The organism is Mucilaginibacter terrigena (assembly GCF_004168255.1).
Lineage (GTDB): Bacteria > Bacteroidota > Bacteroidia > Sphingobacteriales > Sphingobacteriaceae > Mucilaginibacter > Mucilaginibacter terrigena.
Map to the genome: position 1 here is coordinate 560,705 of NZ_SEWG01000003.1, position 22,923 is coordinate 583,627.

Sequence of the window (22,923 nt, forward strand, 5' to 3'; positions counted from 1 at the left end):
GAGAAGAACATTATGCAGATAAATAAAAACCTGATAGCTGACGCAAACCAACAGCAGCTAAAAAAACACCAGAATAAGTTAGCCATTGCTGCCGAAGATGTGAACGACCTGGAAACGGTATTGCAGAAACTTAGCACCTTTAATGTGGCCATACCAAGCTGGGCACTGGGCACAGGCGGCACGCGTTTCGGCAGGTTTAGCGGCGGCGGCGAACCACGCACACTGGAAGAAAAGCTGGAAGACGTAGGCCTAATCCATGCGCTAAACCGCTCAAGTAATTCCATATCGCTGCACATTCCCTGGGATATCCCGGATAATGCGCCCGCTATAAAGTCATTGGCTACACAGCTGGGTTTGCATTTTGATGCTGTTAACTCCAACACCTTCCAGGACCAGGCAGGGCAAAAGCACAGCTATAAATTTGGTTCGCTGCACCATGTTGATAAGGCGGTGAGGGAACAGGCGGTTGCGCATAATATCGAAGTTATCAAATACGGTAAAGACCTTGGCTCTAAAGCGCTTTCGGTTTGGTTGTCTGATGGGTCTAACTTCCCGGGGCAGCTAAATTTCAGGGAAGCCTTTCAAAATACTTTAGAGAGTTTACAATCGATATACAGCGCCCTGCCTGATGACTGGAAAGTTTGGGTGGAGTACAAACCTTACGAGCCGAATTTTTACTCGACCACCATTGCCGATTGGGGGCAATCCTATCTGCTTGCAAGTAAATTAGGCCCTAAAGCCAGCACGCTGGTTGATCTTGGGCATCATTTACAAGGCACCAATATCGAGCAGATCGTTTCTATCCTGCTGATGGAAGGGAAGCTGGCCGGCTTCCATTTTAACGACTCTAAATACGGCGACGACGACCTTACCGTGGGCAGCGTTAACCCCTACCAGCTGTTCCTGATATTTAACGAACTGGTTGAAGGGATGGACGCCCGCAACATGAACCACGCTACAGATATAGGCTGGATGATTGATGCATCACACAACATAAAAGACCCGATTGAGGACCTGCTGCAATCGGTACAGGCCATAAAAATAGCTTACGCGCAGGCTTTGTTGGTTGATAAAAAAGCACTAAAAGCAGCCCAGCAAAATAACGACGTGGGGCTTGCGCAGGAAATATTACAGCAGGCTTACCGTACCGATGTAAGGCCATTGGTAGCCGAAGCAAGCTTAAGAACAGGCGGGGCTTTAGACCCGGTTGGTACCTTCAGGCAACTTAACGTGAGGGAAAACCTGATCAAAGAACGCGGGTTAAATACCGTTGCAACCGGTTTATAGTTTAAGCATGAGCGCCATACCAGTTGTAGCCATATTTGATGTTGGCAAAACCAACAAAAAACTGTTTTTATTTGACGAAAACTACCAGATAGTTTTTGAAAAATCGGCGCGGTTTACCCAGACGGTTGACGAGGACGGATTTCCATGCGAGAACATAGAGAGCCTGCGCCTGTCGGTATTCGATTCGCTGAGTGAGGTGTTCCGGATGAAGGAGTATAAGATAAAGTCTGTCAATTTTTCGGCTTATGGCGCCAGCTTTGTTTATGTAGGTGCCGATGGCAAACCCTTAACCCCGCTTTACAATTACCTGAAAGAATACCCGGAGGAGCTTAGCCGGCAATTTTACAACGAGTATGGGGGCAAGGACGCGGTGAGCCTTTGTACGGCATCGCCGGTTTTGGGCAGTCTTAATTCGGGCCTGCAGCTTTACAGGCTTAAGTATGAACAACCTGAGGTATTTGCCCGCATAGCGCATGTTTTACATCTGCCGCAATACCTAAGCTTTTTGTTAACAGGCGAACCTGTTTCTGACCTCACCAGCGTTGGCTGCCACACCCACATGTGGGATTTTACCGCCAACCGCTACCACGAGTGGATCCAGCGCGAGGGTATAGCTATGAAGCTGCCGCCAATAGTGGCATCGGGTAAAGTGAGGCCGGCACTGTTCCCGGGCAATAATTACAAGGTTGGCATAGGATTGCACGATAGCTCGGCCGCGCTAATACCTTACCTGGTTAACTTTCACGAGCCTTTTATACTGATCTCTACCGGCACCTGGTGCATCAGCTTAAACCCTTTTAATCATTTGCCGTTAACCATCGATGAGTTGAAGAGCGATTGCCTTTGTTATATGCAATACCAGGGGAAACCCGTAAAGGCATCGAGGTTATTTTCGGGGTACGAGCATGAGCAGCAAACCAAACGTATTGCCGCGCATTTTAATACCAACGGTATTAAGTATCGCAACATGGCTTTTGATGCTGATGTTATAAAAGGCTTAAAGAACAGCCAGCCGGGAGCGGCCAGTTTTGAGGAGAGAAAATTAGATGGTTTCCGCAATGATACAGAAGCGTATCATCAGCTTATTATAGACTTAATTAATCAGCAGATCCAATCTACACAATTGGTGCTGAATGGCACATCGGTAAAAAGGATTTTTGTTGATGGCGGTTTTAGCAAGAACAGTATTTATATGCATCTGCTGGCAATTGCGTTCCCCGATATCGAAGTGTTTTCGGCATCAATGGCGCAGGCTACAGCAGTTGGCGCGGCGCTTGTTATCCACAAAGAATGGAACAGGAAACCGATACCAAACGATATTATCCAGTTAAAGTACTACTCCTCAAATCAAAGCACCACCATATAAGCTTATCCGTTAGCGTACCGTTACGGGGTAATAAAGGTTTGGAATTTAAGCGCGCGGTTTGGTTCGGCCTTAAAGCTTTTCCCGCCATCGCTGCTTATGGCCGCACCGCCATCAGGATACAGATCGTTAAAGGCAAAGCCATAGCAGCCCATTGTGGTGGTAGACTTAAGTACTATGGCGTAGCGTTTGCCTTTAATAACTTTTATGCCGGGTTTAACTACCAGATTTTTGGCCGACCAGCCAAGAGAACCTACAGCAATAGTCTTAGAAGATAACGCCTTACCAATAGGCTGGTGCGTAGCATTAGCTCGGTACAGCTCAATAACAAGGCCTGCATTCGGATAGTTGTTTTTAAATGTGGTGATGCTCACCTTGCTCAACGTGCCCGAACGCGTGGCCGTAAAAGATTGCGACCTTTGCACCTGCCCGCCAATATCGCATTTGGTTATAAAGTTTTCTGCGCCCGATGAATTATCAAGATGTTTTGGCCTTGCGACTGTACCGGCTTTTGGCATTTTGTAATCCTGCATGCATTGCAGCGGATTTATGGCGCCATCGGCAGTAAAGGTTAGCGGCGCCCAGTAAAAATTGGCAAGGGCCTCGTTCTTGGCGGCATTGTTCCACAGGTCGCTGCCATACAGGTAAACCGTTTCGGCATTTATCTTAATGGTTGATACAAACGAGGGCTGCCCACCGCACGAGTTATCGCTTATTTTAATGCCTTTTGACCAAGGGCCAAGCGGCGAAGGGGCAGTACGATAGGAAGTGCCCGTGCCGGAGCAATACCCGCAATTCGGGTCGGAATATACTACGTAGTAAATACCCTTGCGCTTAAATAAGCCGGGCGCTTCGGTTTCGCCTTCTGTTATCCCTTTAACATATTCTCCGGTACCGGTTAAGTAATCGTCACTCAGCTTTTCTATTACGATAGTTCCTTTTGTACGCCAGTCGGTAAAGGCTAAATAAGCCGTGCCATCATCATCAATAAAAGTATCGTGATCGCCATTGTTTAAGCCTGCCACAGGCATGTCGGCGTTCACGGCAAGATGTGGTTCGGCAACCTCGTTAAAGGGGCCAACCGGGGTTTTGCTTGTAAATACACGATAGCCCACGCGGTTGTCGTAAACGTTTATCCACAGCACATACAGCCTGGTTTTTTGGTTATAAATAACATGCGGACGGAAACAACCGTAGGTTTTACCATCGCACCGGGTTTGCCATACGGGTGTTTTGGCATCAAACAAAAAGCCGCGGTCTGTCCAGTTCACCATATCCTTTGATGAATAGGTTTTAAAACCGCAAAACGGCGCGCCCTTGTTACCCCATTCAAAGCCGCAATCGTAACTGGTACCATACAGGTAATAGGTGCCGTTAAAATAAGCTATCTCACCATCGTGCGCGTCAATGGCATTACCAACTGTGCTAAAGCGGGTAGACTGCGCCCCCGTTTTAGTAAAGTTTTTTATTTGCGAGTATGTGTTGCCGACTACCATTAATAAAAAGGTTGTTAACAGCAAGGGGGTAAGTTTTACAAATAAATTCTTCATCATAACAGTGCACAGGTTTAAAACAAATGACAAACCTAATAAAAGCAATTTTTAAAAGCTGTGTTTTTTAGACATAACACCTCCATCGCATTTGCATTTAAGAAAGCTATTTTAAACATATCGGCTAATAACACGATATTTAAATATCGAATACGTTATTTTGTAAAGCACTACTATGGCCTACCCGGAGCGGGCGCCACAGGGCTTTAATATTGCAGATGGCATGGTATCAATAGGTAAGGTAAACAGATAGGCACAGTTGTCTGCCCGTTTATCTTTAATTTGCTATCGCCAATATTCCAGACCCTTTATAACCAAAAAATAAATGAGATCTGTTTCTTCAAAAAATACTAAAAAGCCTGTTTTTAAAGGCAATAACTACTATATGCCCCTTAAAAGAGTTATGGGCTTTGTGTTTTGTACAGCGCTTGTATCGCTGATTTGCTCCTTTAGCTTTAGCAATGGTCCAGATAAAATCCCCGCTAAACCGCATCCTAAAATCGTAAATATTGTAAACTTCATCAGGCTGCTGGAACCGAGGGATGCCGCCATTACCCAGGATGTATTGTATCAAACCGTGGTGAAACAGGTAGCGATAATGAAAAAATACAAGCTGCCCGGCACCTTCCTGTTACAATACGATGCCCTGATGGATGCCCGGTACCAAAAGCTTTTATCAGGCCTGCCAAAGGATTCGTTTGAGATTGGGGGATGGTGGGAAATACCCCAGCCGCTGGTTGAAAAGGCCGGGCTGAAATGGCGCGGCCGTTACCCTTGGGACTGGCATGCAAACATTGGCTTTGCAACAGGTTACACCCCCGCCGAAAGAGAAAAGCTGGTAGATGTTTATATGGCCGATTTTAAAAAGATCTTTGGTTACTATCCAAAGTCGGTTGCATCGTGGTTTATAGATGCGCATAGCCTAAATTACATGTATCAAAAGTACCATATCGTAGCTTCGGCAAATTGCAAGGACCAGTACGGTACCGATGGCTATACCCTTTGGGGCGGCTATTGGAACCAGGCATATTATCCAAGTAAAATAAATTCGTACGTGCCTGCTCAAAACGCCCAAAATCAAATTCCTGTGCCAATTTTCAGGATGCTGGGCAGCGACCCCATCCGGCAATATGATACCGGCATAAGCTCGGACAGGCAGGGCGTAATAACGCTTGAACCTGTTTACCCTAAAGCAGGCGGGAGTGAGCAGTGGGTGGATTGGTTTTTCAGATCATTTACAGAAGATGAACCGTTAGGGTTTAATTATGCCCAGGCCGGGCAGGAAAACTCATTCACCTGGGATGCGATGGCCAAAGGGTTTGAGATACAAATGCCGCTGATAGCCAAGTTGCGGGCCGAGGGTAAGCTGAAGGTAGAAACGCTTGAGCAATCGGGCTTATGGTTCAAAAAAAATTATAGGGTAACGCCCGCCACAACCTTTGCGGTAACCAAGGATATAGCCGGGAGCGACCTGAAAACCCTTTGGTTTAACAGCCGCTTTTACCGTATAAACATGCTTTGGGAAAATGGCAGCCTCCGTATTCGCGATATTCATTTGTTTGACGAAAGCAAGCCGGATAAATATACCAAAGATGTAGCCACCTCAAACGAATGCGATTTTTTTACCCTGCCGGTGGTAGATGGCTATATTTGGAGCAAACCCGGCCGGTTTGCAGGGATGCGCGTTAAGGCATTGATTGACGGCAAAGAGGTTTTGTTAAAGGGCGGCGACCCCAAATTTACCAATATAGGGACGACCGCTGTGCACATATCCTGGCCGTTAAGCACCATAAACGGATCGTTAGAAATGGATCTGGATGAAAAAATGGCGAACATTAAGCTGGTGAGTAATAAACCGTGTAACTGGTACCTGGATCTTGATACTGCCCCCGGCGCTAAATTGCCCTTCAATAAAATAAACCCAAAAAATATCAGGTGCAGCTTTGATGGCATGAATTACAAGCTGAATGCTGTAAAAGGTACGTTTTCTGAACCGGCTAACGGGGCTGTATTACGGTTAAAGCCGCAATTGAACGTAATTGCGCTAAACCTTGCCGATATAAAAACCACATAACCTGTAGTACTTCCTTATTATCCAAATGAAAAAACTGCTTAAAATTGAGACCGGCATTTTGTTTATCATTTTAAATATGGTAACAATCGCGACCGCTTACGGCCAGTCCGGCGCAATAGCCCTCAAATGCGAACACCTGTCGTCGCCCATTGGTGTTGATGCTGCGCATCCGAGGTTATCCTGGCAGCTAAACGATACCCGGCAGGGGGCTGTGCAATCGGCCTACCAGGTTTTTGTCGCTAAAGATTCGAGCAGCTTATTATTTACCAAAGCATACAGCTGGGATTCGGGAAAGATCAGATCGTCGGTTAGCAGCATTATTTATAAAGGCAAAGTGCTGGAATCTTTTACCCGGTACTACTGGAAAGTACGTACCTGGGATAAGAACGGTAAGTTATTGACCGATAGCCGTACCAGTTTTTTTGAAACAGGCATGATGGGCATGAACAACTGGAAGGGCAACTGGATAAGCGACGAGGGCAGCATCAATACCTTGCCAGCGCCATACTTCAGGAAAACTTTTGTTGCAGCTAAAAAGATCAGGTCGGCGCGGGCGTATATTGCTGTGGGTGGGTTATACGAGTTATACATTAATGGCAGTAAAGTTGGCAACCACCGTTTAGACCCCATGTACACCCGGTTCGACAGGCGCAACCTGTATGTTAGTTATGATGTTACCGCCCAACTGCAAAGCGGCAAAAACGCCATCGGGGTGATATTAGGCAACGGCTGGTATAACCATCAATCGCTGGCGGTATGGAATTTTGACCGCGCGCCATGGCGGCAGCGGCCAACCTTTTGCCTGGACCTGCGCATAACCTATGACGACGGTACAACCAATACCATTTATACCGACGATAGCTGGAAAACACACCCGGGCCCCATTGTTTTTAACAGCATTTATACCGGCGAGCATTACGATAGCAGGCTGGAAATACCGGGCTGGAACACAGCCAATTTTGATGATAAAAAGTGGAACGAGACAATGCTTAGGGCAGCGCCTTCCCGTCAGATAGTTAGCCAGCTGATGGCCCCGATACGAAACGTGGAGGAGATAGCTGCCAAATCGATAGTAAAATTCACTGATAAGGATTATGTGATCGACTTGGGCAGGAATATATCGGGTGTAACAAGGGTAAAGTTACGCGGCGACAGCGGCACAGTAGTGAAGATCATCCATGGTGAAAGGCTTTATCAGGTAACGGCTACAAAACCCGGCGATAAGGCCGTTAAGGGGCATGTAGACCTGTCGAATATTGATGTTTATTACCGGCCTAAAGACGATACCGACCCATATCAAACCGATATTGTGATACTGAACGGTAAAGGCGAGGTGGATTTTATGCCGAAGTTTAACTACAAAGGCTTCCAGTATGTAGAGGTGCTGAGCAGCAACCCCATCCGGCTGCAAAAGGAAGACGTAACCGGGTATTTTATGCATAGCGATGTGGCCGCGGTAGGTAATATCAGTTCATCAAACCCGTTGATTGATAAGCTGTGGAAGGCTACCAACAATTCTTACCTCTCCAACCTTTTTGGCTACCCTACAGATTGCCCGCAGCGCGAAAAGAACGGCTGGACAGGCGACGGCCATTTCGCGGTGGAAACCGGTTTGTTCAATTTTGACGGCATAACCGTTTACGAAAAATGGATGGCCGACCACCGCGACGAGCAGCAGCCTAACGGTGTGTTGCCCGATATTATCCCTACCGGCGGCTGGGGCTACGGAACCGCCAACGGTACCGACTGGACAAGCACCATCGCCATTATCCCCTGGAACCTGTATATGTTTTACGGCGATAGCAAACCGCTGGCCGATAATTACAATAACATAAAGGCATATGTAAATTATGTTACCGGGATAAGCCCCAACGGCCTTACAACCTTTGGCCGGGGCGATTGGGTGCCTGTAAAATCATCATCATCGTTAGAGTACACTTCATCGGTATATTATTATGTTGATGCTACCATATTGGCTAAGGCTGCCAAAATATTGGGTAACCAGGCAGATCTTGCCCGTTACAGCGCACTGGCCGCTAAAATTAAAAAAGCTATCAACGATAAATACTTTAACCCCGCTACCTGTATTTATGGCTCGGGTGTACAAACCGAGCTGAGCATGGCCCTGCAATGGAAGGTAGTGCCCGAAGAATACAGGCTTAAGGTAGCGCAAAATCTTGCCAAACGTGTGGCACAGGATGGCATGCACCTGGATGTAGGCGTGCTTGGCGCTAAAGCTATTTTAAACGCCCTGAGCGATAACGGGCAAGCGGAAACCGCCTACAAGCTGGCCGCGCAGGATACCTACCCATCCTGGGGTTGGTGGATAGTGAACGGAGCTACAACCTTATACGAAAATTGGGATATTAACGCGGCGCGGGATATATCATTAAACCACATGATGTTTGGCGAAATAGGGGGCTGGCTTTTTAAGGGCCTAGGCGGTATTAAGCCAGATGAAACGCAGCCCGGCTTTAAAAACGTGCTGTTGCAGCCAAACTTTGTTACGGGCCTTAGCTATTTCAATGCCAGCCACGAAGGGCCGTTCGGATTGATAAAATCGTCGTGGTTACGGGATGGGGGTAAGGTGACCTATAATGTGGTGATTCCTGCTAATTCTTCGGCTACCGTTAAGTTGCCGGTTGATAGTAAGGCGAAGGTGTTTTTAAACGGAAAACAAGTTGCCAACACACAGCACAAGCTAAGTGCGGGGAGTTATCGTTTCGAGATCAGGTGATGTAATTAACGCCGGAATCAGGCTAAAAGAGCCGCAGGCATTGGCCTGAACTGCGCGAAGTATTTATGCTTTGATATTTGGCTATGCGCGATCTTCCCCCGGAACAGAGGGTAGCTTAGGAGCGAGGCGATCACTCGCTGGATATCGTCAAAAATAACTGCTGCAGAAGCAGGTACGGTTAACGAACTGCCGATATACTCTATTTCCAGCTGTTGTAGTTGGTTGCCCCTGCAATCAATACAATTATCTATGCTGAGCAGGTAGGCAAAGCCATCGCTCAACTGGAACGGGATCTTGGTTTGTAATTTTTCAAAGGAGTTGAGCAGGTCCCAGCCATATTGTTCAAGCACGGATGGCAGCGTACCTGTAGTGCCATTTTTATCGGTAGTGCGCGAGGCTTCTGTTTTACGTACCAATACCTGGCCGGTTAAATACGCGTTACTTTTTATTTTGGGCGAATAACGTTGCGCGGCGGTTTCCACAAGTGTGCAATCGATGGTTTCGTCTTTCGGGTCGCGGCAAATATGATAGCGCCGCATCCTCACCACTTTTGATGGCGATGGCAGCAAAAATACAACGGGCAATTCGGCGCTTAACCATTGCATAATATCATCAGCGTTTATAGAAGCGTTAGGTGCTATATCAAATTTCGCTTCTATTTCGGGGAAGGCCTTGCTGGTTTGCTGTGGGATAGTGTTGGCTAACTTGTGCTGCAGCAATAACTCAAGCGATCGGTAATTCATTTCTTTCATTAACCCATCGCGGTTGATAATGCCAAGTACCAGTTCAACAGCCGCGTTTGCAGGGGCCTTAATTTCCAGCCGCGGGCCCATTTCGCCCAAAAACAGCAGTTGCCTATCCGCGGTAACCAGGTATAAATACCGCTCCAGGTCGAGGGTTATTCTTTTCAGTTCGCGGTTTTCAAGCGTGCGTGTAGGCTCGATAGACCAGTGCATGCGTTTTGAGATGCGGAATGATTCTAATACCAGCGTTTCACCTGCGATGGTTATCTGGTGTAATGCGTGGTTCAGTGTTTCGCCGGGGCAGGCAGCAACCGAGATATTGCCTAACTCCGTTTTTTCGCCGTGGTTTTTTTTGAACTGTATCTTTCCTGTTATTCCCTGGTTTAAAAAATGTAAAACAGAAACTGCATCCATGTCCTGTAAGTTGGCATAAGTGCGGATCCTGAGGGTATAATGCGTGTAATCATCAGCATCCGGTTTCTTATAAAACAAGGTAACCGTATGGCTGAACGGGCGCACTATAGGCCTAAACCTTTGTAAACGCGCCATAACAACAGATAGGTCGGCTTTAAAAAAGTCGCCTTTCCATTCAATCCTCTCGTTGATCGTTATGTTGGTCAGATCCATCGGTATTGGTATAAAAAATATCCCTTTGCCTGCATCCCCAAACCGGGGATGATAGATAGTTTAATGTGATTAAGGGTACGGTTACAAACATCCAGCCCATAGCTCCCTAATAGTGCGCTGATGCTCCGTTGATTTATTGGCCAGGTATCGGCATGTGTACTGTATTCAGCTATCCCCGGCCAGCTTAATAAGGCTGCTTTCTTTTGCCCGGAACATATATCATCCCTCAACAACTGCTGCATTAACTGTTCCCATTTAGGGCCATCGGCAGGTGCAGTATGTACATAACACTCAAAACCTATCCGCGGGCCAATTGCCTGCCCTAAAAGGTCGATACATAGCACAAAGTGATCTGTATAATGCCGGTAGTTTTTGAGAACGTGATCCAGTTCTGCAGAGGTTTCATTCCACCCAATGGCAGCTAAATAGCTTTGTACATCGTCGAAACCTAACCCTGCAATATTGAGCCTTATACCACGGCTTTTGCGCGATAGCATAGCACCCAAATGCGAAACAATACCGCCCTTTGGCAACGCTTTTACGCATCTTTGGATGTTCTGCTTCAGTTCTGCCGACAAATCGGCATCGAATAACAGGTCCAATGCATCGTACAATACCGGGCACGGATCGCTCACCGTGTTGCGAACGGCCATGAATATACCCGGTGCGGGCAATTTATCCATAGCGTTGGCAAGGTCAATCTCCAGCCCCAGTTCGTTAATATCCCGCCCAATACGCGATTGGTTATTTAACCACAGGCGGTAAATGCCCTCCAGCATTGGCCAATTGGCCTGAGGGAAGAATTCCGGCGGAATACTCCCCTCAAACCTTGGGATATTGGCAAAATAATCTACCTGATCGTTACCGGCTTCTAACCTGCACTCAAACCCGGCAAAAGGCAGAAAAGGTAACTTCTCTACCAATGCATAGATATTCGCCAATGCCGAAGCCGGCACCAACGATGAAGGCAGGTACGGGGCAACGGTTTTAACACCGTTTACCGCGTCCGAATCCTGATCGGGTGTTACAGTGTACAAAGGCATCTTTGTGTACTGGCCCCGCAATCTAACGTGTACGATGGGTTAGGCAAAGTTGATGAGCTGCCGCAGCCTGCTTTTGCCGTCATAGCGCCCGCCTGCAAATTAGAATCCGCTGGTGAATCGCCGCCTTGTAATTTTTCCATTTCGGAGTTTACGTCATCAGCCGAAAATGAAAAGCCATGTTTTTGACCAAGAGCTGCAATGTTTGCAGCAAAGTCGCCGTTTTCTGCAGCAGATAATGCCTCTTGTTGCAGGTTAGTGTCTGTTAATAATTGTTTTCTGAAGTCCTCGATTTTGTTTGACATGATTTGTATTTGTTTTAGGTTAATATTAAAGTTTATGATTCCCACAGTAACACTGACGGAATGTTAGGTGAATGCAGCCGCAGTAATTGATACCCGATACCCGCCATGCCCAAAAACAGGCCAGGTTTAAACGCCGTGCCCGGTGTATTGCAAAACAGTTGGTAGCTTCCTTCCCGGGCGGCCTGGGTTACAATATGGGTGGTGATCTCTGCTATATGAGCGGTTAGTTCCGGCTTGTTTAATTTTCGCGATGCTTCAAGCAACAGGTCTATACGGCCAAAATTTCCGCAGCATAAATAATCGGGGTGATCTGTGCCGAATGCCAGTGTACAATCTATGGCGGCATTAATATGCTCAACTGTTTCGGTTGATGCATGAGTATCAAGCGTTGCAAGCCTCGCCAGGCCGATGCCGGGAGCGCCATGGCACCAGGTGGTAGTAAAACCGTAGCTACCCTCTTTAAACGAGAACGAGCGCAGATCGGGCCAGTTTTTATGCGCTGCCGAATACATGGCATCTTCAAATGCTATCCCCTTTTTGGCAGCGTCCACAAAACTTTGATTGCCGTTTACCTCATATAACCGTATCAGTGCATAAGTGATACCCGCGGCCCCATGCGCGAAACCACAAAGCGGGGTATCTTCAAATGTTAGCCAGGCCTGGTGCCCGTTGTAGGTAGCGAGGTTTTTAACCAGATGCTTTCCGCACCATACAGCACGTTCCAAAACTTCGGCATTTTGGGTAGCTTTATATAAGGCTAATAAGCCTAATATCGCGCCCGAACTCCCGCTGATGATATCTAAAGATCGATCTTCGTCAATTATATTTTTGGTGATAAAAGTTGATGCGGTGTAAGCATCATCCAGTAATCCGGGTTCATCTAAAAGGTCGGCTATACGTATAAAGGCATAGATAAAAGAACCTATGCCTGATGCCGCGCCAATCCTTAACAGGCGAGCAAATTCTTCGCGATCATTTTCCTCAGGAACTTGAATTTGAGTGCGCAGGTTTGATATGCTGTTTAGCGCTAATGTCTTGTATTTGTCTATGCCACTTGCTTTATACAGCGTAGCCAGATATAATGCTATGCCGCAACGCCCGCTATATATGCTATCGTCGAGCGGTTGCAACTGGTATCGGTCGGCCTCGGGGAAGTGTGCAAGTCCTATCCAGTTTAAACTGTTTTGAGCGCCAATAATGGCCGTTTGTTCGATCGCGTCGCCAATTTTAATGGCTTCTGCCAATAGGTCTTCCGGTGTTAATTTTGATACAAAGGGGGCTTTTAAGGTAGCTTTTTCTCCCGATCTTAAAGCCTCCAGCCGTTCGTAATTCTGCGAAAATCTTGCGTGGAACGCCCCGCGAATAATAGTTAATTGCTGGGCCAGCTTTGCGGGGTTCATGGCTGTTATTCGCCCGGCCAGGTCATCGCAGCTTGCCGATCTGAAAAAGCCAGGGATAAATTCTCCTGATTTGAGTTGAAGGCTTGTGCTGCTTGTCGAACACGAGAAATACGGAATGTCCAGGTGCAGCAGATCGTTTTGCTCTTCCTTAAATATGGGCCAGCTTTTTGGAAGCTCTTTTTCAGAGATGTAGGCTACTGCAAGCGCATCTATCTCCATGCTGAAACTGATGCCGTTTTGCAGTGCTTCGGGCTGTAATGCTGTACGTAATATACTCGAATAAATATTAGTAGACCGGTATACATAACGCACCGTTTGATCTTTGAAACTTGCCGAAATGCTTTCTTTTTCAAATGCCGGCAGGTCATAAATAAAATTATAAAAGCGTTCAAACCCGGCTATGATATTATCGGTATAAGGCTGAAAGGAAACAGCCTCGCCGTTTAGCAGGGGCATGTTTTGCTTTTGTGGTCGTTCAAATTCTTTATACTTTCGCGACATCGAGTCGGTGTTGATGCCGGTCCATTCCAAACGCCTGGTGCGTTCCTGGCCCTGGTCTTCGCTGCCAAAGCCGCTTACATCAACTGATGTTTTAGGGTCTTTGCCAAACTCCCAGCGGGGAAGCATTCCCGTTCTTAACACCGAATCCCAAAAAAGGTCTTCCATATCGCGGGAAGTACTTGTATCTGCCTGCCCGAATATGGCCTTGTTTACATAAGGGTGTAAAAGTGTTTCGGTATCAACCAATACCGGATATTCGCTGTTGGCTATGATGTTTTCGTAATGGCAATCTACACCGCCCAGTAAATATATAGCGGCAAGCAGCATACCCGAGCGCTCGTAAAACCGGGCGATCTGATCCGGCCTGGTACAGGTTTTATGGTCGATGTATCCTACCCAGCAATGTGTGTTAAGATCAAGTATTTCTGACACATGGAAAGCACTGCCTTCCTTTTGCATCCGTTTATTACACCAGGCTAAAAAACTGTAATAAGCCGCTTCAACACCGCCGTTCTTGGGTTTGTACACCAACTTTTCACCCGAATCAAAATAAACAGCTGTTACCGTCCTTCCGTTATTGTGATAATCTGATAAATTGGGGATCACTTTGATCACGGTATGATAAACCGGCCCAAATTTAGCTTTAATGGCGGGCAGGTCCTGCTGCAACCGGGTTATAAATTCGGTAGTTGTTTGCAGCCAGTAGGTTATGCGTTGTGCAACTACCCTGCCCAATGCAGCATACTTAATAAAGAAAGCGGAAAGTCCGTTTGCTTTTTCGCGGTTTATAAACGCTTGATAGTGGGCATCTTTTTGTGCGGTAAAAACCGATTCCTGCATCAGCATGTTCAGCTTATTGATGGCAGCCGGGCGGAAATCTTTAAATTCGTTATACAGGCAGGAGCCCAGATCCTCTGCTAATTGGTTGAGCAAACCGGACTGGAACTGGTCTAAAATAGCAGGGCTTATATTATCGATGTCATCTAATGTATCATCAAGCAGGTTGCGGGCGTGCCGGGCGAAGGGGTAGCATAGTTCCCAAAATGCAATCTCGGTGTGCAAGCCCTCTCGTGTTGCCGCATCCAGGGTTTCGGGCGAAAAGGATATCACCTTTTCAAGGCAATCTTCAAGCAGATTGGTCCAGTCGTTTACATTGGTATTAGGGTAGAAGTTGCTGTCAGTTACCAATTCACGGGCCGTTTCCTGATCCAGATTGTCCCAATTAAGCCGCTTTAAAAAAAGATCAGGTTTGTCTTGTGCCGATGTTTGTATCCACCTTGTTAAGCGATCTTCGATAATTTCTATCTCATCTGCAGGGGTTATCTGGTTAGGTACCCCGGGTTGATTTATCCGCTCTGATAAAAATTGGGCCCGCACGGATAAATCGAGAAGGTCGATGTTTCCTTCGGATAAAACGGCGGTTTTCGGGTCCATTTATTGGGTTTAATTAGGTTCCAATAAATATAATAATATATTATGTTGCCATAAAAAGGTTTTTTTCACCTAATATAAGGTGCTTTTTAGCTGTTTATAAGCAGTAAGTAATATTTGGCAAACTAATATTTGGTATCAAGTCCTCGTATTTGTTCTTTGTAGGCAGCCGGCAATAAGGCATCTCTTAAAATATGCTTCAGTTTTATCCTGCCTGATAGTTTATATATAAAAAGCAGCGGTTTAAGCAGCCTGCCGCCGGTAAGGCCGAGCTTTTGTTTTACTGTTGGCGGCACCAGCAGCGCCTGTACCTTTTTTAACAACCAATACCGGGGGCTGCCTAAGTGTTTACGGTATTGTTGATACAGATCATTTGTGAGGTTGCCATATTGCAAATTTTGTTTTAAACGTTGCCCACGCTGTATTACCCAATCCTGGTAAGTGGCGGGCAGGCCTTTTAAATTCATCCGGGTGCCTACCTTGTAAAATATTTGAAATACCTCGGTTTTTTCGGTATCAGTTAGCTTCCTTTCAAGTAACTCGTACGACCGGATGGTATAATCTATAAGCATATCCAACACATCTAAATAAGCCCAATCGGGTATTTTGGCGCCGCGGGCATTCTCCACATGATTATGGATAGCGTTGATCTGGTCGATAGCGGCATACGCATCGTTATCAGTAGAAAATAGAATCCTGCGGGAGTACGTAACTGTAGAGAATAACCTTCCCAGCGGATCGGCGGGCAACTTTCCTGTAAAATATAACCAGTCTACTGCCTTGTTAAGGGCAAACTCTGCAGCTGCGCCGGCAAAAATAAATAGCACAGTATCAGCCGTACCCCATATCTTTTTTACAATCGAACCTTCATCTACAAAATGTTTTACAGCGATCTCCATAGCCTTTCTGTTAACCAAACGAGTAAAATGCCTAAAGTGTACATAAGCATATCACTCCATGCGAAATTCGTGCCCAATATCAGTCGGGTTATAGCTGAGTTACGCAGGCCAACCCTATCTATCAGGTGCAGCCATTGGCTAAACTCAATCATGTAAGCAAATAGCAATACAGCAGTAGCTGTGTAATTTGCATCGCATTTAATAAAACTCCTGATGCCGCAGTAGAGTAGGATAACAACCAAAAAATCACCGCCGTACGGGCGTATAAAAGCATCGTGCGCGTAAATGCCTATCAGCAGCTCAACCGTTAGTAATATTACCGATAGGGTAAAATACACCTTGTTTAATTTAAGCATATATATTAATGGATACAGTCTGTGTTAATTAAAAGTACTTTGCATTGCAAAGTAAATGTTTAAATTTTACTAAAGCAAATTATTTAGTATTTAATATATAGGTAGGCTGGTAAATTATGTACGGGTGTGTTTATAGCCTTTTGGTAGCCTGGCCCATTTATCAGATCGTTTTCAGCTTCAGTAAATTAAAAATAAAAATAAATTTCCATTTGATTTATTTTGCGTTTATATTTGTTTCAATAAACGCAAAAAAACGTAAATCTTTCTTTGGTAATAACGCAACCAGCATGGTAACCTTCCAATGGATTGGTGTATCTGTTAGGTAACATTTAGTAAAACGATATAAAATGATAAAATTTTTAAAAAAAGGGAAAAGCGAGTCGGAAATATTGGAAGCTGATTTAAAGGTTAAGCAGGTGGTGAGCACCATGCTGAAAGACATTGAAGACGGTGGCGATGCTAAGGTAAAGGAATACTCGGCAAGGTTAGATAACTGGAGCCCGGATGCGTTCAGGTTATCGGCAGACCAGATACAGGATATTGTTGCATCGGTACCTCAACAAACAATTGATGATATAAAGTTTGCACAGCGCCAAATCAAATTTTTTGCGCAAAAGCAACGCGAATCGATCTTAGATATCGAGGTAGAAACAATCCCCGGTGTTTTTTTAGGCCATAAAAATATACCCGTGAATAGTGTAGGTTGTTATATCCCGGGCGGCAGGTATCCAATGGTGGCGTCGTCGCACATGAGTATACTTACTGCAAAAGTAGCAGGGGTAAAAAGGGTTATCGCATGCACGCCGCCAATTAACGGCGAAGTGCCATCGGCAACCATTGCAGCAATGTACCTTGCCGGCGCCGATGAGATCTATTTATTAGGCGGCGTGCAGGCTTTAGCTGCAATGGCCATAGGTACCGAAACAATTAACCCTGTAGATATGCTTGTTGGCCCTGGTAACGCTTACGTTGCCGAAGCCAAAAGGCAATTGTTTGGGCGTGTAGGTATCGATCTGTTTGCAGGGCCTACCGAGATACTGGTAATTGCAGACGAAACCGCGGACGCTGAAATGGTTGCCTGCGACCTTTTAGGCCAGGCTGAACACGGTCCAACCTCGCCAGGCGCTTTAATTACTACATCAGAAACACTGGCGTATGAAACTTTGGCTGAAATTGAAAGGCAGCTAAAAACCCTGCCTACAGCAGATATAGCTGAAGTGGCATGGCGCGAAAACGGTTCGATAATTTTGGTTGATACCGAAGAAGAAGCTATAGCCGAAGCCGACAGGCTGGCTTACGAGCATGTGGAAGTATTAACCCGCAACCCAGACGTGTTTTTAAACAAAATGACAAACTACGGCGCGCTATTCCTGGGGCCTGAAACCAATGTTGCCTATGGCGACAAGGTAATTGGCACCAACCATACACTACCCACAAACAAAGCAGCAAAATACACCGGCGGGCTATGGGTTGGTAAATTTTTAAAGAATTGCACTTACCAAAGGTGCACCCCCGAAGCGAGTGTGATAATTGGTGAGTATGCAGAAAGGTTATGCGAAATAGAAGGCTTTATGGGGCATAAGGAACAAGCATCGTTAAGGGTAAGGCGTTATAGCCGGCAGGAAGTACAATAGACTTGGTTTATATATTTAGTTGGTGTGTAAAAGGGGCTGGTAACGCGGCCTCTTTGCTTTTAACAAAAAACGCAAACAATGACATCCTCCTCAATTTTTTCCGCTGGCCATAAAGTGGTAAATATACAAACACAAATTACATGAGCATTTTAATAATTCTGGCAGCGTTATTTTTATTGATGTACGTAGCCTACAAGGGTTTCAGTGTTATATTATTTGCGCCTTTAATAGCGCTGCTTGCGGTTTTGCTTACAAACCCGCAATTTGTATTGCCATTATTCTCGGCGGTTTTCATGGAAAAAATGGTAGGATTTATTAAACTCTACTTCCCGGTGTTTTTATTAGGCGCCATATTTGGAAAGGTAATTGCCATGTCGGGCTTTGCCAAAGCAATAACCCGGTTCGTAGTTAAAGCTTTTGGTAAAAACAAAGCAATATTTTCGATAGTGCTGGTTGGTGCTATACTTACTTATGGCGGCGTATCACTATTTGTGGTTGCTTTTGCATTATATCCATTCGCTGCCGAACTTTTTAAAGCGGCAGATATCCCCAAAAGGCTTATCCCCGGCACAATAGCCCTAGGCGCTTTTACTTTTACTATGGATGCCTTCCCCGGTTCGCCCCAAATTCAAAATATAATACCAACCACGTTTTTTAATACTACTACCTGGGCTGCCCCGGCCCTGGGTTTGATAGGAGGCACATTTATACTGATATGCGGGATGATATATTTAGAGTGGCGGCGAAGGCGTGCGTTTAAAAAGGGCGAGGGCTACGGTACCGGCCATGTAAACGAACCTGATAATTTTATAGAGCAAAAACTGCCGAATATATTTATAGCGTTTGCGCCATTGTTGCTTGTGGGAGTTTTCAACAAGGTTTTTACGGTTTTAATACCTAAAACTTACGGTAAATTTTTCAATTTACCAGGCGATTATCCTGCTATTGATATTTCAAAGCTATCAGCTGTATGGGCGGTTGAGGGGGCGCTGGTTATTGGCATTTTAACGGTATTGCTATTCGCGTTTAAAACCATAAAGGCGAATTTTAATTCGGGCATCAATCACTCAATAGCCGGCGCTTTATTAGCTACTCTAAATACCGCATCCGAGTACGGCTTCGGGGGGATCATCGCTATCCTGCCAGGGTTTAAAATAATAAACCATGCTATGTCTGCCGCATTTAAAAACCCGCTGGTGAACGAGGCGGTAGCCACCACCACCCTTGCGGGTATAACGGGCTCTGCATCGGGCGGTATGAGCATCGCCCTTGCCGCAATGGGGCAAAAATATTTGGAACAAGCCGCGCATTATGGTATTAACCCCGAGGTATTGCACCGCGTAGCGGCAATGGCAAGCGGGGGGATGGATACCCTGCCCCATAATGGCGCTGTTATAACGCTCTTGGCCGTAACCGGGCTAACGCACAAACAATCATACGCGGATATATTTGTAATGACAGCCTTTAAAACCGCAGCTGTATTTTTAGTGATCCTATTATATACGCTGTTTGGCATTGTATAAATAACTGCCTCTTAATTTTGCGTTAAATTGCTGTTTTTATTTTCTTGACTATACGCAAGTTTTTTTTTACCGTTATTTAAATTAACTATTATTTAGCTGTAAAAATAAATATTACAAATTATAAACAAATATTTGGAAATGATTTTATTTGCGTTTATATTTACTGAACAAAACGCATTAAACCGCATTTAATTTTTTTTACCATTTTACTTATACTGTTGAGCAACTTATAGTTGTGTGATACAAGGCCAATATTTTTAAACTTTTTTTAGACATTTTATTATTAATCAAATGAATAAACTTTTACATCGCATGGTTGCCTTATCGCTTTTACTAATCGCGGGCCAGGCATGGGCGTCGCCCCTTTCGCCCCGGGGTGCCAAATCGCCTAACGAATTTAAAAACGGGCAGGGTTTTTTAATAAATAAGCCTGATGATATACCATCGTGGGTTTTAAACGGTAGGGTGGTAGATGAAAAGGGCGAAGCGTTACCCGGCGCTACAGTACGTGTTAAGGGAACAAACAGGGCTGTATCGGCAGATATTGATGGTAAGTTCATTATCGAGATAAAAGATGAGACCGAAATTGTGGTCGTATCGTTTTTAGGGTATAAACCGCAGGAAATTTTGATCGGCTCAACCAAGGTTTTAAACGTACAGCTTTTGCCCGATGCAGAAAACAAGCTGAACGAGGTAGTAGTGGTTGGCTATGGTACGCAGAAAAAAATATCGGTAACGGGGTCACAATCGTCTATCTCGGTAAAAGAGATCGAAAGATACCCCAGCGCATCATTAAGTAATGCCATAAGCGGCAAGCTACCGGGTGTATTAAGCAGGCAATCCAGCGGTGAACCGGGGAACGATGGGTCGCAGATCTATATCCGCGGTATTGCCACATTTGCAGGCAGTGGGCGCACACCGTTAATACTGGTGGATGGTGTTGAACGCCCTACATTCGACTTTTATAATTCACAGGAGATAGAAAGCTTTACGGTATTAAAAGACGCTTCCGCGACGGCTGTTTTTGGTGCCCGCGGTGCAAATGGCGTTATATTAATTACTACCAAACGTGGTGAACTTGGAAAACCAAAGATCAATTTCCGTACAGAATTTGCCACCCAAACATTCCAGCGCATCCCTCAATATATCGACGGGTACGAATACGCATCTTTAGAGAATGAGGGGCTTTTAAATACAGGCGGTACTCCAAGATGGACTGACGAACAACTTGAAAAATTCAGGACTAAGTCCGACCCATATTTTTATCCGAATGTTAATTGGGAAGATGTTATCCTGAAAAAAACATCCAAACAAAAAATTAATAACTTAAACGTAACGGGCGGTACCAGCAATGTACGATACTTTGTAAATGTTGGTTATGTAACGCAGGACGGTATTTACAAAGTGGATAACCTGCAGGCGTTTAACACCAATGCTGATTTAAAAAGGTACAACTTCCGGTCGAATGTTGATATCGACCTGTCAAAATCATTAACACTTGAATTGGGTGTTGGCGGCAACGTACAGTACCGTAATTATCCGGGCTCTTCTTCGGGCAGTATATTTGATGCCCTGCGGTTAACCGCGCCAATTGCATACCCGGTAACCAACCCCGATGGCAGCCCCGGTGGTGTGGGCGTTTATATCGGCACAAACCCTTATGGGCAAGCTACACAAACAGGGTACCAGTCGCAGGATTACAGCACACTGCAAACTAACTTAAATGTTAAGTGGGACCTTAGTTCGTTGGTTACAAAAGGCTTGTCGCTAAACGGCCGGTTTGGGTATGACAGGTATACAACTAATATAACAACCAGGGGGAAAATTTATGCATCAAAGCAATATTTAGGTAAGGATGATGTAACCGGCGAAGATAAATATGCGATATTTAGGGAAGAGCAACCCCTGGGTTATAATTTGGCCAGCAGTGCCCAGCGTGCCTTATACACCGAGATATCTGTCAATTATAATAAGGTTATAGGAAAACACAACTTATCAGGTTTAATACTTGGCAATACCCGTGACTATGTTGACCTTACAGCGGGCGACCCTGTTGCTTCTTTGCCTTTCAGGCGTTTGGGTATAGCCGGTCGTACAACATATAACTATGATAACAGGTATTTAGCCGAATTTAACTTTGGATATAACGGTTCCGAAAACTTTCCTAAAGGTAAGCAATTTGGTTTCTTCCCCTCTATTTCTGCAGGCTGGATCATCTCTAACGAGAAATTTTGGCACATTGATTTTATCAATCAGTTAAAATTCCGCGGCTCATATGGCCTGGTTGGTAATGACCAGATAGGCGACCGGTTTTTGTTTCTTACACGTGTGCTTACAACAGCACCTTCCGCGGCTTTTGGTTTAAACCCCATAGCTACCCCGGGTAATGGTATTGCCGAAGACCGCTCTGGAAACGCCGACGTAACATGGGAACGCTCTTTAAAAACCAATATTGGAGTAGACTTGTCGTTATTCAGAGACCTGATAACCCTGCAGGCAGATTTCTTCACCGAAAGGCGAAGTGATATATTACTGGTAAGGCAAACTATCCCCCAGTACACAGGGATTTTGCCCGCATCAAAACCATACGGCAACATAGGAATAGTTGAAAACAGAGGAATTGATGCATTGCTTGAGGTTAAAAAGACCGCTTCAAATGGCCTTTTCTACTCTATCAGAAGCAATTTTACTTACTCGCATAACAAAGTTATTGAAAATGATGAGCCATTTCCGCAGTACTCAAACCTTTCGTTAAAAAATCAGCCGCTCGATCAGCAGCGCGGGCTTGTAGCGCTGGGCATATTCCAAAACCAGGAAGAAATTGATAACAGCCCGGTGCAAACCTTCCAGGTAAATGTAAGGCCAGGCGATATTAAATACCAGGACATTAATGGCGATGGGAAAATAGACGCTAATGATGTAACCTCGATAGGTTACTCCAGGCTGCCCGAAATTATGTACGGCTTTGGCGGAACTGTAGCTTATAAAGGGTTTGATGTTAGCGTATACTTCACAGGTGCAGCACGTACAAGCATGATATTAGACGGCCAAAGCATATGGCCATTTACCGACGGGCAGGGTGTTGGCGCGGTGTTAAAAGAATACTACAACAACCGGTGGACACCAGGTAACCCTAACGGCAAATATCCTGCAGTGGGTGTTGCCAATAGCCCTAACAACTTTTTAAACTCGACCTTATGGCTGCGCGATGCCAGTTACCTAAGGTTGCGTAATGCCGAAATTGGATACACATTTCCAAAAAAACTGGTGCAGCGGATAAAGCTAAATACGATAAGGGCTTTTGTAAACGGTACAAACCTTTACACCTGGGATAACGTGAAAATTGTTGACCCCGAAGCCAACAGTGGTACCGCGCCAGGCTACCCTATAAGTTTAGGGTTGAATTTTGGCTTACAGATCACATTTTAATTGAATAAAGAAATTTTAAGATAT

At 45.3% G+C, this 22,923-nt stretch carries 14 protein-coding genes; 7 read left to right on the top strand and 7 right to left on the bottom strand.

Annotated features, from left to right (window positions below):
- Positions 1–12: 12 nt before the first annotated feature.
- Both EWM62_RS09730 and EWM62_RS09735 read left to right on the top strand, forming a co-directional pair.
- Positions 13–1,287 carry a TIM barrel protein gene (locus EWM62_RS09730; protein WP_129876455.1) on the top strand — a complete coding sequence of 425 codons (1,275 nt, stop codon included), beginning with the start codon at positions 13–15 and terminating at the stop codon, positions 1,285–1,287.
- A 7-nt stretch (positions 1,288–1,294) separates the two neighbouring features.
- Positions 1,295–2,653 (top strand): FGGY-family carbohydrate kinase, encoded by a 1,359-nt coding sequence (locus EWM62_RS09735; protein ID WP_129876456.1) that lies wholly within the window; start codon positions 1,295–1,297, stop codon positions 2,651–2,653.
- Positions 2,654–2,673: 20 nt separating this feature from the next.
- On the opposite strand, the gene EWM62_RS09740 is transcribed toward EWM62_RS09735, so the two are convergent.
- Positions 2,674–4,203 (bottom strand): family 43 glycosylhydrolase, encoded by a 1,530-nt coding sequence (locus tag EWM62_RS09740; protein ID WP_129876457.1) that lies wholly within the window; start codon positions 4,201–4,203, stop codon positions 2,674–2,676.
- Between the two features lie 322 nt (positions 4,204–4,525).
- Between EWM62_RS09740 and EWM62_RS09745 the strand changes: the two genes are divergently transcribed.
- Entirely contained in the window at positions 4,526–6,274 is a 1,749-nt protein-coding gene (locus tag EWM62_RS09745; RefSeq protein WP_203235016.1) for a hypothetical protein, read from the top strand.
- 25 nt (positions 6,275–6,299) lie between these two features.
- Positions 6,300–9,011 carry a glycoside hydrolase family 78 protein gene (locus tag EWM62_RS09750; RefSeq protein ID WP_203235017.1) on the top strand — a complete coding sequence of 904 codons (2,712 nt, stop codon included), beginning with the start codon at positions 6,300–6,302 and terminating at the stop codon, positions 9,009–9,011.
- Positions 9,012–9,028: 17 nt separating this feature from the next.
- Here EWM62_RS09750 and EWM62_RS09755 read toward each other — a convergent pair whose 3' ends face one another.
- From EWM62_RS09755 to EWM62_RS09780, 6 genes are all read right to left on the bottom strand, one after another.
- The gene (locus EWM62_RS09755) at positions 9,029–10,381 is read right to left on the bottom strand and encodes a hypothetical protein (protein WP_129876458.1); all 1,353 of its coding nucleotides are present in this window, start codon (positions 10,379–10,381) and stop codon (positions 9,029–9,031) included.
- Complete coding sequence (locus tag EWM62_RS09760) at positions 10,372–11,424, bottom strand: hypothetical protein (protein ID WP_129876459.1); 1,053 nt, start codon at positions 11,422–11,424, stop codon at positions 10,372–10,374. Before EWM62_RS09760 ends, EWM62_RS09755 begins: the two co-directional genes overlap by 10 nt.
- Positions 11,406–11,726: a Nif11 family protein gene (locus EWM62_RS09765; RefSeq protein WP_129876460.1), complete on the bottom strand. Its 321-nt coding sequence runs from the start codon at positions 11,724–11,726 to the stop codon at positions 11,406–11,408. Before EWM62_RS09765 ends, EWM62_RS09760 begins: the two co-directional genes overlap by 19 nt.
- Positions 11,727–11,758: 32 nt before the next feature.
- Positions 11,759–15,061 carry a type 2 lanthipeptide synthetase LanM family protein gene (locus EWM62_RS09770; RefSeq protein WP_129876461.1) on the bottom strand — a complete coding sequence of 1,101 codons (3,303 nt, stop codon included), beginning with the start codon at positions 15,059–15,061 and terminating at the stop codon, positions 11,759–11,761.
- Between the two features lie 122 nt (positions 15,062–15,183).
- A complete protein-coding gene (locus EWM62_RS09775; RefSeq protein WP_129876462.1) occupies positions 15,184–15,957 on the bottom strand; it encodes an oxygenase MpaB family protein in 774 nt (257 codons plus the stop codon).
- Entirely contained in the window at positions 15,942–16,313 is a 372-nt protein-coding gene (locus tag EWM62_RS09780; RefSeq protein WP_129876463.1) for a ribosomal maturation YjgA family protein, read from the bottom strand. The genes EWM62_RS09775 and EWM62_RS09780 overlap by 16 nt, the downstream gene beginning before the upstream one ends.
- A 347-nt stretch (positions 16,314–16,660) precedes the next feature.
- Between EWM62_RS09780 and hisD the strand changes: the two genes are divergently transcribed.
- From hisD to EWM62_RS09795, 3 genes are all read left to right on the top strand, one after another.
- Entirely contained in the window at positions 16,661–17,947 is a 1,287-nt protein-coding gene (gene hisD / locus EWM62_RS09785) for a histidinol dehydrogenase (protein ID WP_129876464.1), read from the top strand.
- A gap of 140 nt (positions 17,948–18,087) precedes the next feature.
- Positions 18,088–19,470, top strand: coding sequence for a GntP family permease (locus EWM62_RS09790; protein ID WP_129876465.1), 1,383 nt, complete (start codon positions 18,088–18,090; stop codon positions 19,468–19,470).
- Between the two features lie 291 nt (positions 19,471–19,761).
- Positions 19,762–22,899 (top strand): SusC/RagA family TonB-linked outer membrane protein, encoded by a 3,138-nt coding sequence (locus EWM62_RS09795; protein ID WP_238989318.1) that lies wholly within the window; start codon positions 19,762–19,764, stop codon positions 22,897–22,899.
- Positions 22,900–22,923: the final 24 nt, after the last annotated feature.